The 14,456-nt window shown below is 73.0% G+C and carries 13 protein-coding genes; 4 read left to right on the top strand and 9 right to left on the bottom strand.

What is annotated here, in order from left to right; genetic code table 11:
- Positions 1 to 290 precede the first annotated feature (290 nt).
- The 3 genes from gntA to BM314_RS22015 all read left to right on the top strand — a co-directional run bounded on the left by gntA (position 291) and on the right by BM314_RS22015 (position 3,654).
- Entirely contained in the window at positions 291 to 1,043 is a 753-nt protein-coding gene (gntA, locus tag BM314_RS22025; protein WP_020095267.1) for a guanitoxin biosynthesis heme-dependent pre-guanitoxin N-hydroxylase GntA, read from the top strand.
- 41 nt (positions 1,044 to 1,084) lie between these two features.
- Complete coding sequence (locus tag BM314_RS22020) at positions 1,085 to 1,696, top strand: DUF1989 domain-containing protein (protein ID WP_091980208.1); 612 nt, start codon at positions 1,085 to 1,087, stop codon at positions 1,694 to 1,696.
- Positions 1,697 to 1,914: 218 nt separating this feature from the next.
- Positions 1,915 to 3,654, top strand: a complete 1,740-nt coding sequence (locus BM314_RS22015; RefSeq protein ID WP_091980206.1) for a methyl-accepting chemotaxis protein — start codon at positions 1,915 to 1,917, stop codon at positions 3,652 to 3,654.
- A gap of 37 nt (positions 3,655 to 3,691) precedes the next feature.
- Here the strand turns inward: BM314_RS22015 and BM314_RS22010 are convergent, their stop codons facing one another.
- From BM314_RS22010 to BM314_RS21995, 4 genes are all read right to left on the bottom strand, one after another.
- A complete protein-coding gene (locus BM314_RS22010; protein ID WP_043713080.1) occupies positions 3,692 to 4,780 on the bottom strand; it encodes a phytanoyl-CoA dioxygenase family protein in 1,089 nt (362 codons plus the stop codon).
- A 150-nt stretch (positions 4,781 to 4,930) separates the two neighbouring features.
- Positions 4,931 to 6,184, bottom strand: coding sequence for a cytochrome P450 (locus tag BM314_RS22005; RefSeq protein WP_091980204.1), 1,254 nt, complete (start codon positions 6,182 to 6,184; stop codon positions 4,931 to 4,933).
- A gap of 105 nt (positions 6,185 to 6,289) precedes the next feature.
- Positions 6,290 to 7,561, bottom strand: a complete 1,272-nt coding sequence (locus BM314_RS22000) for an NAD(P)/FAD-dependent oxidoreductase (RefSeq protein WP_091980202.1) — start codon at positions 7,559 to 7,561, stop codon at positions 6,290 to 6,292.
- Positions 7,561 to 7,806 (bottom strand): ferredoxin, encoded by a 246-nt coding sequence (locus BM314_RS21995; protein ID WP_020095273.1) that lies wholly within the window; start codon positions 7,804 to 7,806, stop codon positions 7,561 to 7,563. The genes BM314_RS22000 and BM314_RS21995 overlap by 1 nt, the downstream gene beginning before the upstream one ends.
- Positions 7,807 to 8,100: 294 nt before the next feature.
- Between BM314_RS21995 and BM314_RS21990 the strand changes: the two genes are divergently transcribed.
- Complete coding sequence (locus BM314_RS21990; RefSeq protein WP_091926024.1) at positions 8,101 to 8,715, top strand: hypothetical protein; 615 nt, start codon at positions 8,101 to 8,103, stop codon at positions 8,713 to 8,715.
- Here BM314_RS21990 and BM314_RS21985 read toward each other — a convergent pair.
- The 5 genes from BM314_RS21985 to BM314_RS21965 form a co-directional block, all read right to left on the bottom strand.
- A complete protein-coding gene (locus BM314_RS21985; protein WP_091980200.1) occupies positions 8,682 to 10,454 on the bottom strand; it encodes a class I adenylate-forming enzyme family protein in 1,773 nt (590 codons plus the stop codon). The genes BM314_RS21990 and BM314_RS21985 overlap by 34 nt on opposite strands.
- Entirely contained in the window at positions 10,451 to 11,221 is a 771-nt protein-coding gene (locus tag BM314_RS21980; protein WP_020095275.1) for an SDR family NAD(P)-dependent oxidoreductase, read from the bottom strand. The genes BM314_RS21985 and BM314_RS21980 overlap by 4 nt, the downstream gene beginning before the upstream one ends.
- 148 nt (positions 11,222 to 11,369) lie before the next feature.
- Complete coding sequence (locus BM314_RS21975) at positions 11,370 to 12,146, bottom strand: SDR family NAD(P)-dependent oxidoreductase (RefSeq protein ID WP_091980198.1); 777 nt, start codon at positions 12,144 to 12,146, stop codon at positions 11,370 to 11,372.
- A gap of 2 nt (positions 12,147 to 12,148) precedes the next feature.
- Positions 12,149 to 13,207, bottom strand: coding sequence for a phosphotransferase family protein (locus BM314_RS21970; protein ID WP_091980196.1), 1,059 nt, complete (start codon positions 13,205 to 13,207; stop codon positions 12,149 to 12,151).
- On the bottom strand, positions 13,204 to 14,445 hold the full coding sequence (locus tag BM314_RS21965) for an acyl-CoA dehydrogenase family protein (RefSeq protein WP_091980194.1): 1,242 nt from the start codon (positions 14,443 to 14,445) through the stop codon (positions 13,204 to 13,206). Before BM314_RS21965 ends, BM314_RS21970 begins: the two co-directional genes overlap by 4 nt.
- Positions 14,446 to 14,456: the final 11 nt, after the last annotated feature.

The raw sequence follows: 14,456 nt of genomic DNA, 5'->3' as shown, positions 1-14,456 counted from the left end.
GACGGCCCAGTGCAGAGGCCGCGCGCGGCAGCACAGCGCCGGCACAGCGCCGGCACAGCGCCGGCACAGGGAGTCTTTCCGGCCTTAACCTATGTTTATTCGCTGGCGCTGATCCACGGAATATTGGCCGTCCATCCGCACAGATCTTGGTCACACGCGACCGGATTCACCTTATCCCCCGGACGACCTGTCGCAGGACGGAACAGTGGCCTCCCGGTGGTGTTGCCGGAGTCCCGAACAGCGGCCGCCTCGCGTGGAGGCCGACCGCGCAGAGACCGGGCAGGCCCTGCATGCATCTCCCCCGCGACGACCGAGAGCACCCCCGTGCCGAGGCCTTCCGCGACTTCATCCGGAACCCGCCCTTTCCCTGCGTGGGCGCCAAGTCGGCCCTGTCCCGCGGGCGGATGCGGATCGTGGTGGCCCGGGACATAACCTCGGGCTGGGACGACATGCGGATCTACCCGGCGCTGCTCGCCTTCGTGGCGCAGTACCGGGCGCAGCCCGACCTGTTCCAGAGCTTCGCGGTCGTGTTCGAGGGGCCGGGCGACCTCTCGGAGGAGGCGTTCGAGCACAACCTCTGGGCGCGCGCGCAATCCCTGACCGACAAGGACGCCTGGCTCGGCCAGCCCCACGATGCCCGCGTGGCCGAGGATCCCGACAACCCGCACTTCTCCCTGAGCTTCGGCGGCGAGGCGTTCTTCGTCGTCGGGCTGCACCCGCAGGCGAGCCGGCCGGCGCGGCGCTTCTCGTCGCCGGTCCTGGTCTTCAACCTGCACGCGCAGTTCGAGCGGTTGCGGGCGGAGGGACGCTACGAGAAGCTGCGCGCCGCGATCCTGGAGCGCGACGAGGCCCTCGCTGGCAGCGTGAACCCGATGCTGGCGCGCCACGGCGAGGCCTCGGAGGCGCGCCAGTACAGCGGCCGCGCGGTCGACGCGGACTGGCGCTGCCCGATGAAGGGCCGACCGGCGCCGGCCCCGGAGGCCCGGGACTGGAACCCGCCGGCCCTGCCCTTCGATTGCGGGCTGCCGGGCAGCGGCGCCTGAGCCGGTCGGATCCGGTCCCCAGTACGGAGCGAGCCACCCCCATGTGCCAACCCACCCTGTGCCAGGCCGACGTGCAGACGATCGCGCCGCGCTCCGGCGTCGCCTTCACGCTCGACCGGGGCCAGCGCCTCACGGTGATCGACCCGTGCGGGGAGCAGGTGGCCGACCTCCTCGCCTTCAACCGCCACGATACGGGAGAGGTGATCTCGTCGGGCCGGACCCTCGACTACGCCAGCCGGATCTACCTCACCACCGGCGACCCGCTCTACTCGAACCGCTCGAAGATCCTGCTGCGGATCCTCGAGGATACGGTCGGCCGGCACGATTTCCTGCTGACGCCGTGCTCGGCCGACACGTTCCGCATCATCTACGGCGACGCGAACCCGCATCGCGGCTGCTTCGGCAACCTCGCGGCGGCGCTCGCACCCTACGGCATCGCGCCGGACGCGATCCCGGTGGCGTTCAACTGCTTCATGAACGTGCCGATCGACGGCGCGACCGGGGCGCTCACCGTGGCGCCGCCCCTCAGCCGGGCGGGGGACCGGATCGTGTTCGTGGCCGAGACCGACCTGATCATCGGGCTCACCGCCTGCTCGGCCCTGCAGTCGAACAACGGCAGCTTCAAGCCGATCCACTACAGCGTGGACGCCTAGCTGCGGGCCCTCAAAAGCCCCGGCCCGATCCGGATATTGATCCATGTAAAGCTGTAGACTGTATCGCATTCAATGACTTGACATCGATATTCGCCCACTGACTGCCGGCGAACGGCCGCAGGTCTTTGCGATTTACTAACCCGAATGCACGAGGTTGAGCCCGTACGGCGCCCACGGCGAGTCCCCGCCGGCCGCAGGCCCCCTCTTCCGGTGCTCGGATGATCCCCACGCAGACCAGCCGCCCGCCCGCCGACCGTGCCGCGCCGTGGCAGCGCCTCGCCGATCTCCGGCTTCGCCACAAGCTCGCGGCCGTGATGGCCCTGGTGCTCCTGGCCATCGGCGCCCTCAGCGCCCTGAGCTTCCTCGACATGCGCGGCTCGGCGCTCGAGGACCGCGCGCTGATGACCAAGCGCCTGACCGAGGTCGCGCAGAGCCTGCTCGTCCACTACGAGGCGCAGGCCCGGACAGGCCAGATGCCCGTCGCCGACGCGCAGAAGGCCGCGCTCGCGGCGATCACCGCCCTGCGCTTCGGCAGCGAGGACTACTTCTTCGTCCTCGACGACCGGGGCTACCTGATCGCCAACGCCTTCAACGCCAAGAACGTCGGCAAGCAGGTGGTGGACCAGACCGACGTCCCCGGCGGCAAGCGCTACTTCGCCGAGATGGTCGAGACCGCCAAGCGCGACGGCTCCGGCTTCGTCGACTACATGAAGCCGCGCCCCGGCGGGTCCGTGCCGGTGGAGAAGGTCGCGAGCGTGCAGATGTTCAAGCCGTGGGGCTGGATCGTCGCCACCGGCCTGTACCGGGACGACGTCCACGCGGCCGTGCGCGACCGCGCGATCACCATCGGCCTCTGGTCCGCCGGCCTCGCCCTGCCGATCCTGGCGCTGCTCCTGCTCGTCGGCAACGGCCTGTCGCGCCCGATCACCCGCCTGACCGCGGCGATGCGCGGCCTCGCGGACGGCGACCTCGCGGTGACGGTCGCCGACCAGCGCCGCGGCGACGAGGTCGGCGCCATGGCGCGCGCCGTCCAGGTGTTCAAGGACGCCCTGATCGCCAAGCGCGCCGCCGACGCGGCCGCCGTCGCGGAGAACGACGCGAAGATGCGCCGCGCCCAGATGCTCGACACGGTCACCGCCCGGTTCGACGCGCAGGTCAGCGCGCTGACGCAGGGCCTGTCGGCGGCAGCGGTGGAGATGGAGGCCACGGCCCGGGAGATGACGCGCACCGCCGCGCGGACCACCGACCAGTCGGTGCGCGTCGCCGCGACCTCCGAGCAGACCTCCAGCAACGTGCAGACCGTGGCGGCGGCGAGCGAGGAGATGGCGGCCTCGATCAACGAGATCGCGTCCCGCGTCGCCCAGTCCTCGGCGATGGCCGACCGGGCCGGCACGGACGTGGCCCAGACCAACGCCCTGATGCAGGTGCTCGCCCGCGGCACGGACCAGATCAGCGAGGTGATGGGCCTGATCGCCGGGATCGCCGGGCAGACCAACCTGCTGGCCCTCAACGCCACCATCGAGGCCGCGCGCGCCGGCGAGGCCGGCAAGGGCTTCGCCGTGGTGGCGGGCGAGGTGAAGGCGCTGGCCTCGCAGACGGCCCGGGCGACCGAGACCATCGCGACGCAGATCGCCGCCATCCAGAACGAGACCCGCCAGGCGGTCGAGTCGATGCGGACGATCGGCGGCACGATCGACGAGATGCGCACGGTGGCGCTCAGCGTGGCCGCCGCCATGGAGGAGCAGGGCGCGGCGACGAGCGAGATCGTCCGCAACGTCACCCAGGCGGCGCAGGGCACCCAGGCGGTGAGCACCGACATCGCCGACGTCCGGCAGGCGGCCCGCGAGACCGGCGCGGCCTCCGACCAGGTGCTCAGCGCCGCGCAGGAGCTGGCCCGCTACTCGACGAGCCTCGGCCAGGAGGTCACGACCTTCCTGGCCGCCGTGAAGGCCGCCTGAGGGCGGGGTCGCCGGACCGCCCGGCGACCCCGCACCCTTACAGGCTGATCCGCTCGCGCACCGCGATGTCGGGGCTCGACGCGCCGCAGGTCGGCAGGCTCTCGACGGGGCCGTGCACCGCCGACGTCGTCGCCGAGAGGTCGTGGTAGCAGATGCAGCCTTCCGCGAAGTAGTGGTGCACCAGGGCCTTGCGGGAGCGCTGCATGTCGGCCCGCGCGGAACCGCCGTGCAGCAGGTTCGCGTGCCAGAACAGCACGTCGCCCTTGCGCGCCGTGAAGTAGGCCGGCGTCGCCCCGTGCTCCCGGATCTCCTGCTTGATCGCCGGTTCGTAGCGCTCGGAATAGGCACCGTAGCCGCGCTCGCGGAACTCGTCCGTGGTGATGCCGACGTCGTGGCTGAACAGGTACGGCAGGCGGTGGGTGCCGGGATAGTAGACCAGCGGCCCCGCATCCGCGTGGATGTCCTCCATGGCGACCCAGCAGGCGGCCAGGTAGCCGAGCGGGTAGGTCGTCATGTGGATCGAGTCCGAGTGCTCGGATTGCTGGCTGCCCTTGTGGGACGCGATGGTCTGGAACGGGATCGCGGGGCGGCCCAGCACCATGCTGCTGAAGTTCATCAGCACGGGGTGCTTCAGCAGCCGGTCGATCGCCTCGACCTTCAGGTGCGGGTTGAGGTAGCGGCCCGGATGGGGATCGTCCGGCGCCGCCTTCTCGGGGGCGAGGGTCAGGTCGCCGCCGGCGATCGCGGCCTCGTAGGCGGCCCAGACCTCGTCGATCGTGTCGGGATCGATCGCGCCGCGCAGGACGTAGTAGCCGTGCTCCACCCAGGACCGGCAGATCTCGGCCTGCCGGGGCGTGATCTCCCGGCGCGCGACGCGGCGCGCGACGATGTCGAGGGCGTCGGGCTGGTCGAGCCAGGGGCTCGGCCCGGATTCCGGGAAGCTCTCGGCCCGGAACACCTTGATGCAGCCGATATCGACCGGGATGTCGGCGTCGACCGTGTGGGACGGCGCGGGCGGCAGGTGGGGCGCGAGGGGCGGGACGTCGTCGCGCCCGAGGGCGAGGTTGCGCACCGTGGTCCCCACCGTGCGCGCCAGCGATGCAGCGCGCGCAAACCCCTGAGCCATCGTCTCAACCCGCCGGTTCCGTCTCCAGCGTAACCAGGCCGGACGATCGCGACTTTAGCGAGGCAAACAACTTTACGGCGACGGACTTTCGTCTTCGTCGCGTCGGCGGTCTCATCGATGCTCGGGTTGGCCGTCCGGTCCGCCCGCGGCTCAGGCGATCCCGTCGATCGCCACCCGCAGGTGCTCCGGGCCGCGCAGGGCGGCACCCGGCCGGTAGGGTGGCGGGTCCTCGACCAGGCGCGGCGCCTTCAGCCGGCGGGCGAGGGCGGTGAGCGCCGCCTCGGCCTCGAACCGGGCCAGCGGCGCGCCCACGCAGTAGTGCAGGCCGCCGCCGAAGCCGAGATGGCGGATCCCGGTGCGGTCCGGGTCGAACCGATCGGGATCGGGGAAGACGGCCGCGTCGCGGTTGCCGGAGGCCAGCAGCAGCACGAGATCGGCCCCCTCGGGGATCGTGACCCCGGCGATGTCGATGGGCGACAGCGTCCGTCGTGTCCGGAACTGCACCGGCGGCTCGTAGCGGAGCAGTTCCTCGATCAGCCGCGGGGCCCGGAGCGGGTCCTGCCGCAGGCGCTCCAGCTCGTCCGGATGCCGCAGCAGGGTCAGCAGGCCGTTGGTGATCAGGTTCACGGTGGTCTCGTGCCCGGCGACCAGCATCAGGATCGAGGTGGCGATCAGGTCGTAATCGCCCATCTTCACGCCGGCCGGGGTGGCGTGGTTGGCGAGGCCCGACAGCATGTCGTCCTGCGGGTGCCTGCGCTTCTCCCTGATCAGGTCGCCCATGTAGCCGCCGATCGCGTCGAAGGTCCGGCTGTTCGCGGCGCGGATCTCGGGATCGGACAGGCTGTCGGGCTCCAGCGCGGTGGCGAGCTGCGTCGCCCAGCCGTGGAATTTCGGCTCGTCCTCCCGGGGCACGCCGAACAGCTCGCAGATCACCGTCACGGGCAGCGGGTAGGCGAGGTCGTCGACCGCGTCGATCTCCCGGGCACCGCACTTCTCGTTGAGCAGGTCGGCCACCAGCCGGTCGGAGCGGGCGCGCATCGCCTGGACGCGCTCGCGGGAGAACTGGTGCATCACCGCCGAGCGCAGGGCGTCGTGGTCCGGCGGATCGCGGAAGATGAAGACCCGGTGCCGGTCCATCATCCAGTCCTTGAGCGGCTTGACGATCAGGTCGGTGAGGGGGTTGCCGGTGCGCGGCCGGTCGGCCGGGGGCAGGGTCTCGGAGCTGACCCGCGGGTCCTGCAGCAGGCGCGCGATGGTGCCGTGGGTCGCCGCCACCCAGGTGCCCGCCTCGGTGCCGTCGTCCTGGCGCGAGACGGGATTCTCCCGCAGCTTCGCGTAGACCGGGTAGGGGTTCGGCCGGTTGGCGAAGTCCTTGACTTGGTCGAGGAGGGTGGCGTCGGGCATGCGGTCTCCTTCACGCATCGACCCGGATGGCGGCCACCGGCCCTCGGGAAAGATGCTGCAACGACAAAGGCTTCGCCCGATGGGCCGGTTCCGTTTCCCGACGCGTTACGGAAAGCCCGGCTCGTGGACCGTGACGCGCTTCGGCCGGTCGGTCGCGGCGTCCTCGGGCGGGAACGGCGCGCGAGCCTCCACGAGCTCGGCATGGGCCGGCAGCCAGCGGGCGGAATCCACCGCGACCGCCGCGATGCAGCGCCCGTCGCGGCCGTAGGTGGCGACGAAGCGGCCGGCCGCCGGATCGCCCTGTGTGATCGCCACCGCGTCGGCGCCCTCGGTCAGGCCGACGGATTTCACCACGAGGTCGCCCTGCGTCGACCAGAAGGTCGGCAGGGCGCCGTAAGGGACTTCAGGCTCCGCGCCGGCGAGCAGACGGCCGGCATGGACGCCCTGCGCCGCCGCGTGGCTCCAGTGCTCCAGGGCGACGCGCCGGCCGTCGTAGAGGGGGTGGGGAAAGCGCGCCACGTCGCCGGCGGCGGCGATGTGCGGGTCGGGCCGGCCCTCGGTATCGAGGACGTGGCCGCGCGCGTCGCAATCGACCCCGCCCGGATCCGCCGACAGGCCGGACCCGTCGAGCCACTCGGTGTTGCGCACGGCCCCCAGGGCGATGACGGCGACGTCGGCCGCGAGGCTGCTGCCGTCGACCAAGTGGGCGCGCACCAGCCGGCCGTCCCGACCCTCCAGCCACTCGACCTCGCGGCCGCAGCGCAGCGCGACCCCGTGGCCCTCGTGGATCGCGCCGATGAACGCCCCGACGGTGCTGCCGAGGATGCGGGCCAGCGGCGTCGGGCCGGGCTCGACCAGGGTGACCGGCAAGTCGAGCTGCCGGCACAGGCTCGCGACCTCGCAGCCGATGAAGCCGGCGCCGATCACCAGCACGTGGTTGGGGCCGGCGGCCAGCGCCCGCCGCAGGGCGGCGGCGTCCTCCCGCCCGCGCAGGGTGAAGACGCCGGCGAGGCGGCCCTCGTGCGGGTTCGCCCAGGGCCGGGCGCGGGTGCCGGTGGCGATGAGCAGGCGATCGTAGGGGAGGATCCGCCCGTCCGCGAGGCCGACCGTGCGCGCCTGCCGGTCGAGGCGTCGCGCCGCGCTGCCGAGCTGCCACTCCGCCGCGAGGGCGCCGACCCCCGGCAGGGTCGTGGCCTCCGCGGGGATCGCGCCGGTGAGGACGTGCTTCGAGAGCGGCGGCCGGTCGTAGGGCCGGTGCGGCTCGTCGCCGACGATCGTCAGCGCGCCGGAGAAACCCGCTTCGCGCAGGGCCTCGGCCCCGCGCAGGGCCGCGAGGCCGGCGCCGACGATCAGGACGCGCTCGGAATCGCGCGCCATCAGGCGCCCCGCTCCGGATCCTCGACCCGGATCGCCTGGACCGGGCAGGCGACGCGCGCCCGCTCGATGTCGTCCCGGTCCCGCGCGGCGGGGGCGGGATCGTAGAACAGAGCCTCGTGCCCCTCGATGCGGAAGTGCCGCGGCGCCGCGTAGCAGCACTGGGCATAGGCCTGGCACAGGTTGAGATCGACGCTCACCCGCAGGCCGGGCGGGGGGCCGGAGGACGCATCGGCAGGGGCGGACATGGCGGGGCAACCGCGCGCGGCGCCGCGGGTTCCGCGGGCTCTCGTCGCGGGGCACGTCGCGGGGCACGTCGCGGGGGACGGCGCGGGGGACGGCGCGGGGCACGTCGCGCGCCGTACCCCGCGACCGGTCGTCGGACGGCTCGGCCGCGTCCGGCGCCGAGCGTCATCCGTATTAAACGTGTTTCGGCGATCCTGGTGGAAATGCAGCGACGCGATTCCCCTGCGCAGCGGTTCGATCTATTGTCGCGCTGCTCCGCGGATCTGTCCGAAACCCCGCGATGACAGGAGGGCGCCATGCCGCACGGTGCGCGAACGAGCCTCGCCGCCCTCATGCTGGTCCTCGGGATCGGCGGCGCCTCCGCCGAATCCGTCGCCACGACATGGACGGATCCGCCGGCCCACAAGGCCGGGTCCCCGAAGGCGCCGGCCACGGACACGAAGGCCGCCCCGCCGGCACCGTCCGCCGCGACTCCAACCGGGACGCCGGCCGCCGCGACCGAGACCCGGCCGGCCACCGCCCGGCGGAAGGCCGTGGCGGTGCGGCGCGCGCCGGAGCGGAAGGCCGCCCGCGCGGCGGTGGCGCCCAAGCGGATCGCCGCCGCGCCGCGCCGGGCCCGCGTCGCCGCCGCGCCGGCCCGGTCTGTCCGGGCCGCCCCGCAGGCCGTCGCCGCCGCGCCGCCGCCCCCGGAGGGCTACGCCCGCTACCGGGCCTACAATTACGGGCCGGGCTACGGCTACGAGCCGGGTTACGCCCAGGGCTACACCCAGGGCTACACCGACGACCGCCTCGACCGCCTGAGCAGCGCCCAGGCCGCCGGCTACGTCGTGGTCCACCGCCGGACGGTGCAGTTCCCCGATGGCCGGACCCTGCGGGTCTATCGCCCGGACGACGAGGGCGAGCCGTTCTGAGCTGAGCCCGCCGCGAACACCGCCCGCAGGGGCGCCCGCAGGATCTTCCCGGCGGGATTGCGGGGCAGGAGCCCGTCCCAGATCTCGATCCGCACCGGCACCTTGAACGCCGCGAGCCGCTCGGCCGCGAAGGCGCGGATCGCCTCCGGGTCGGTCTCGGCGCCCTCGGCCAGCACCACGATGGCGCCGGGCTCCTCGCCCAGCGTCGGGTGGGGCACCGGCAGCACCACGGCGTCGATCACGTCCGGGTGCGCGTAGAGGGCGTTCTCGACCTCGCAGCAGTAGATGTTCTCGCCGCCGCGGATCAGCATGTCCTTGATCCGGTCGACGATGGTCAGGAAGCCCTCCTCGTCGGCGCGGGCGAGGTCGCCGGTGCGCAGCCAGCCCTCGGAGAGGACCTCCGCGGTGGCGGCCGGGTCGTCCCAGTAGCCGCGGACCACGTTCGGGCCCTTCACGCACAGCTCGCCGACGCTGCCCGGCGGCAGATCCTGCCCGAGGGGATCGAGGATCCGCACCTCGCAGACCGGCAGGGGCGGTCCGCAGGATTCCGGGTGGGCGAGGTAATCCTCGCCCTGGTGGTGGGTGAAGGTCGCCGAGGTCTCGGTCATGCCCCAGCCGGTGCCCGGGACGACCCGCGGCAGGGCCTCGCCCAGCGCCCGCACGAGGTCGCCGGCGGCCGGGGCGCCGCCGTAGGTGACGCCCTCGAGGGTCGGCAGCGGCCGGCCGGCCTCCCGGGCCGCGTTGGCGAGCTGCCACGCGATGGTCGGCACGCCGCCCGCGCTGGTGCAGCCCTCCCGCTCGATCAGGTCGAGGGCCGCGGCGGCGTCCCAGCGGTGCATCATCACCAGCCGGTGGCCGCCGTAGAGGGCCGCCCCAAGGCTCGCGTGGCAGCCGGTGACGTGGAACAGCGGGATCACCAGCAGCGCCGCCCGCTGCGGCGCGGCCGGGTCGGGCTTCGGCGGCGCCTCGCCCCGGCGCAGGGCGCTGCGCGCCGCCGAGTAGGGGTAGGCCATCACCGTGGTGGCGGCCGCCCGGTGGGTGCCGACCGCCCCCTTGGGCTTGCCGGTCGTGCCGGAGGTGTAGAACAGCGTCGCGTCGTCCTCCGGGTCGAGGGCGACGTCCGGCGGGGGCCGGTCGGGGAGGGCGCCCCAGTCCCGGACCGGCCCGACGATGTCGGTGAGCGGCGTCGCCCGGGGGTCCGGCGCGGTCCGGGTGGTGAGGACCCGCTCCAGGGCCGGGCATTCGCGCAGGTGCGGGGCGATCCGGTCGAAGCGCGCGCCGTCGGCGATCAGCACCCGCGCCCCGGAATGCTGCAGGCCGTAGGCGAGTTCGGGCCCGGTCCACCACGCGTTGAGCGGCGTGGCGATGGCGCCGGCGAGCAGCGCGCCGAAATAGCTCACCGGCCATTCGGGCAGGTTGCGCTGCGCGATGGCGACCCGGTCGCCCTTGCGCACGCCGGCCTCGACCAGAGCCCGCGCCAGGGCGGTCGCGGCGCGGGCGAAACCCGTGAAGGTCACGCGCTCGTCCTGGTAGACCACGAAGGTCTTGTCCCCGTGGCCGCGCGCGATCCGGAACAGGTCGCCCAGCGTCGGCGGTGCCTTCTCCCAGATCCGGGTCGGCACACCCCGGATCGGCACCGTGGCGATGGCGAAGGGCCCACCTGAGGCGGTGAGCCGCGCCTCGGCCTCGCGGAAGGGTAGGGCCGGCCAGCCGGCGGGGATGCGGGGATCGGGGCTCATCGGGCGATGGTCACGCCGCCGTCGATCACGAGCGCCTGGCCGGTCACGAACCGGCCGGCCGCCGAGGCCAGGAACACGGCCGCGCCGGCGATCTCGTCGGGCTCGCCGATCCGGCGCAGGGGCGCGGCGTCCGTGGTGGCGGCGAGCATCTCGGGATCCTCCCACAGGGCCCGGGCGAAATCGGTGCGGATCAGCCCCGGGCAGAGGCAGTTCACCCGCACGTTGGCGGGCCCGTACTCCACCGCGTAGTTGCGGGCGAGCTGGAGGTCGGCGGCCTTCGAGACGTTGTAGGCGCCGATCACCGGCGAGCCCTTGAGCGCCCCGATCGAGGAGACGATCACGATCGCGCCGTCCCGCCGCGCCACCATGCCGGGGGCGACCATCTGGATCAGCCAGTGGTTCGACAGGACGTTGTTCTCGAGGATTTTTCGGAACTGCGCGTCGGAGATGTCGGCGAGCGGCCCGTAATAGGGATTGCTGGCGGCGTTGCAGACCAGCACGTCGACCGGGCCGAGCCGGCTCTCGGTCTCGGCGACCAGAGTTTCCAGCTCCTCCTTCACCGAGATGCTGGCCGGAATCGCCACGGCGCGGCCGGCGCCGTGCGCGGCCTCGATCTCGGCCACGACCGCCTCGCAGGCCTCGCGCTTGCGCGACGAGATCACCACCCGGGCGCCGTGCTCGGCCATCCGCAGGGCGATCGCCCGTCCGATGCCCCGCGACGAGCCGGTGATGAGGGCGGTCTTGCCGGTCAGATCGAACAGCGACATGGCACGGCTCCGCGCTGGATGAAGCGGCGAACGGCTTCGATCCTCGTTCCACAGGATAGGAAGGTCGCGACGCGCCCCCTCTCCCATGCGGGAGAGGGCACCCGCGCCGCATCCGGCCGCGGACGCTGTCGCCGGACGCCGCCCATCCTCACGCCCCCACCCGCATCGAGCGGCGCAGTCGCGCCATGCCGGTGAGCCAGCGCTCGGGGTCCTCGGCCCGGCGGCGGGCGTACTCGGCCACCTGCGGATGCGGTAGGATCAGGAAGCGCCCCGCCGCCAGCCCGTCGAACGCGGCCTCGGCCACGGCCTCCGGCGCCAGCACGCCGTCGCGCGACGCGGCGCTGGCTTCCCCCAGCATGGCGGTGTCGACGCCCTGCGGGCACAGGGCCGCGACCCGGATCCCGTCCTCGGCATGGGCGATCGCGAGATGCTCCAGGAAGGCGAGCGCCGCGTGCTTGGTCGCCCCGTAGGTGGCGCTGACGATCTGGCCCAAGAGCCCGGCCGCCGAGACCGTTCCGAGGAACGCGCCGCCGCCGCGGGCGCGCCAGAGCGGGACCAGCACCCGCGCGGCGTGGACGTGACCCATCACGTTCACCGCGAAGGCGCGCGCCCAGCTCTCCGGGTCGGCGGAGGTGGCCAGATCCGGATCGGGGTCGCGCTCCAGGATGCCCGCGTTGGAACAGTAGAGCGCGATCGACCCGGTCTCGGCCTCGATGCGCGCCAGGACCGCACTGACCGCCTCGGCGTCGCCGACGTCGAGCGCGAAGGCCCGTCCGCCGAGTTCCGCCGCCACGGCCTCCGCCCCTTCCCCGTCCCGGTCGAGGGCCACGACCGTCGCGCCCCGGGCCCTGGCCGCGACCGCGAGCGCCCGGCCGATGCCCCTCGCGGCCCCGGTGACGGCGACGACGCGGCCGGACAGCTCCATCTTCAGGCCCCCGCCCGCTCGGCGAAGCGCCAGGCCGCTTCGGCGAGCTTCGGCACGCGCGCCGCCATGGCGGCGGCGTGCTCGCTCGCGGCATTGCCGGCCTTGGCGCGGGCCGCCACGCCCTGGAGGATGCCGACCAGCCGGAACAGGTTGTAGGCGAAGTACCAGTCGAGGTCGGGCAGGTTTTTCCGGTTCGCAGCCCGGCAGTAGAGCGCCACCGCCTCGTCACGGGTGGGGATGCCCAGAGCCGTCAGGTCGAGGCCGCCGAGCCCGCTGCGCCCGTCGGCGGGCAATTCCCACTGCATCAGCAGGTAGCTGAAATCGGCCAGCGGATCGCCGAGCGTCGACAGCTCCCAGTCGAGCACCGCGCTGACGCCGCCGTCGCGGGAGAAGATCAGGTTGTCGAGGCGATAGTCGCCGTGGACCACGCAGGCGCCCTGCTGCTCCGGCACCGTCCGGGGCAGCCACGCGATCAGCCGCTCGACATCCTCCAGGCGCCCGTCCTCGGCGGCGCGGTACTGGCGGGTCCAGCGGTCGACCTGCCGGGCGAAGTAGTTGCCGGGCCGGCCGTAATCGGAGAGCCCCGCAGCCTCCGGTTCGATGGCGTGGAGCCGAGCGAGCGTCGCGATCATGCCGGCATAGTGCCGGTGGCGGGCGTGGGGATCGAGGCCGGGCAACGCCCCGTCCCAGTGCACGGCGCCGTCCACCGCCTCCATCACGTAGAAGGCCGCGCCGATGATGTCGGGATCCTCGCACAGGGCGAAGGGGCGCGGCACCGGGAACCCCTCGCCGTAGAGGGCGCCGATCACCCGGAACTCGCGCTCCACCGCGTGGGCCGAGGGCAGGAGCGGGCCGAAGGGCTTGCGCCGCAGCACGTAGGCCTGGCCCGGCGTGTCGAGCCGGTAGGTCGGGTTCGACTGGCCACCGCGGAACTGCTGCACGGTGAGCGGCCCGGCGTAGCCGCGCACATGCCCTTCCATCCAGGCGGCGAGCCGCGCCTCGTCGATCCGGTGGCGCGGCTCGATCGGCTTCACGCCGGAGAAGATGTCGGCGTCGCTCATGCGCGCTCCGCCTCGCTTCTGTTGGTGTAGCGCCCGAATTCCAGCCGGGCGATCGACCGGTTGTGGACCTCGTCGGGCCCGTCGGCGAGCCGCAGGGTGCGGATATGGGCGTACATCTTGGCGAGCCCGAAATCCTCCGAGACGCCGGCCCCGCCATGGGCCTGGATGGCGTCGTCGATCACCTTGAGCGCCACCCGGGGCGCCGCCACCTTGATCATGGCGATCTCGAGCTTGGCGCCCTTGTTGCCGACCTTGTCCATCATATCGGCCGCCTTCAGACAGAGGAGGCGGGTCATCTCGATGTCGATCCGCGCCTCCGCGACCCGCTGCTCCCAGACCGACTGCTCGCTGATCCGCTTGCCGAAGGCGACCCGGGAGACGAGGCGCCGCGCCATGGCCTCCAGCGCGACCTCGGCGGCCCCGATGGTGCGCATGCAGTGGTGGATGCGGCCCGGACCCAGGCGCCCCTGCGCGATCTCGAAGCCGCGCCCCTCGCCGAGGATCAGGTTCCCGGCCGGCACGCGGACATTCTCCAGCACCACCTCGCCGTGTCCCTTGGGCGCGTCCTCGTAGCCGAAGACCGGGAGCAGGCGCTCGACGCGCAGGCCCGGCGTGTCCATGGGAACGAGGATCTGCGATTGCTGCCGGTGGCGGGGGGCCTCCGGGTCGGTCTTGCCCATCAGGATCGCGATCTTGCAGCGCGGGTCGCCGACGCCGGTCGACCACCATTTGCGGCCGTCGACGACGTAGTGGTCGCCGTCGCGGCGGATCGACGTGCTGATGTTGGTGGCGTCCGAGGAGGCGACCTCCGGCTCGGTCATCAGGAAGGCCGAGCGGATCTCACCCGCCATCAGGGGCTTCAGCCACCGGTCCTTCTGGGCCGCGGTGCCGTAGCGGTGCAGCACCTCCATGTTGCCGGTGTCGGGCGCCGCGCAGTTGAACACCTCCGAGGCGATCCCGACCCGGCCCATCTCTTCGGCGCAGAGGGCGTAGTCGAGGTTGGTCAGGCCAGCGCCGCGATAGGCGTCGGTGTCGTGCTCGGCGGAGGGCGGCAGGAACAGGTTCCACAGGCCCTCGGCACGTGCCTTCTCCTTCAGCCGCTCCATCGTGGGGGAGGGTTCGCGGCTCTGCGCGCGCTCGGCCGACACCGCGGCGGCGGCCGGCAGGATCGCGTCGGCGATGAAGGCGCGGACGCGGGTCAGCCAGTAGGTCTGGGACTGGGAGAGATTGAAATCCACGGCGTCCGCTC

This window comes from Methylobacterium sp. 13MFTsu3.1M2 (assembly GCF_900112625.1).
Lineage (GTDB): Bacteria > Pseudomonadota > Alphaproteobacteria > Rhizobiales > Beijerinckiaceae > Methylobacterium.
The sequence above is the reverse complement of the archived record's forward strand: the minus strand, read 5'-3'. Positions and strand labels throughout refer to the sequence as shown.